Annotated in this window: 2 protein-coding genes; both read right to left on the bottom strand. The window is 55.2% G+C overall.

Annotated features, from left to right (window positions below):
* Positions 1 to 40: 40 nt before the first annotated feature.
* Positions 41 to 181 (bottom strand): DUF1127 domain-containing protein, encoded by a 141-nt coding sequence (locus EN893_RS37685; protein WP_013531314.1) that lies wholly within the window; start codon positions 179 to 181, stop codon positions 41 to 43.
* Between the two features lie 49 nt (positions 182 to 230).
* Complete coding sequence (locus EN893_RS37680; protein ID WP_013531315.1) at positions 231 to 371, bottom strand: DUF1127 domain-containing protein; 141 nt, start codon at positions 369 to 371, stop codon at positions 231 to 233.
* Positions 372 to 429: the final 58 nt, after the last annotated feature.

The raw sequence follows: 429 nt of genomic DNA, 5'->3' as shown, positions 1-429 counted from the left end.
GTCAGGGTCGGGGAGGAGGTCGACCCTGGCGAAATTCTGGTTAGATCGCCTGGCGGGCGATGATCTTGATTTCGTCGCGGACGATACCGAGATCATGCAGCTGGCGGTTGGAAAGGCGACCCAGCTCGGTAACCGTCTCGCGATAAACGCGCCAGTTACGATAATTGCGGATCAGGTTCATTGTCGTTCTCTTTTTCAAAACTGGTTCGGACCATTCGCGGTCCGAAGAATTAGACCGCCTTGCGAGCGACGTAAGGAATGTCGCTGCGGCTGATGCCGAGGTCGGTCAGTTCACGGTTGCTCAGGCGGCTCAGCTCGGACACGGTGTCCCTGTAGCGGCGCCAGTTGCGGTAGTTGCGGATCAGGTTCATGGTAGTTCTCGTTTCGTCTTTCTTGCGGATCATTCCGTTTGTGTACGAACTATAAATA

This window comes from Mesorhizobium sp. M7A.F.Ca.CA.004.04.2.1 (genome assembly GCF_004022825.1).
In the GTDB taxonomy this organism is placed as follows: domain Bacteria; phylum Pseudomonadota; class Alphaproteobacteria; order Rhizobiales; family Rhizobiaceae; genus Mesorhizobium.
Note: the sequence above shows the minus strand (reverse complement) of the source record. Positions and strands in the feature narration are given on the sequence as shown.

Bases quoted from the DNA above. Each gene is read 5' to 3' on its own strand.
- EN893_RS37685 (WP_013531314.1), bottom strand. From the start codon at position 181: ATGAACCTGATCCGCAATTATCGTAACTGGCGCGTTTATCGCGAGACG.
- EN893_RS37680 (WP_013531315.1), bottom strand. From the start codon at position 371: ATGAACCTGATCCGCAACTACCGCAACTGGCGCCGCTACAGGGACACC.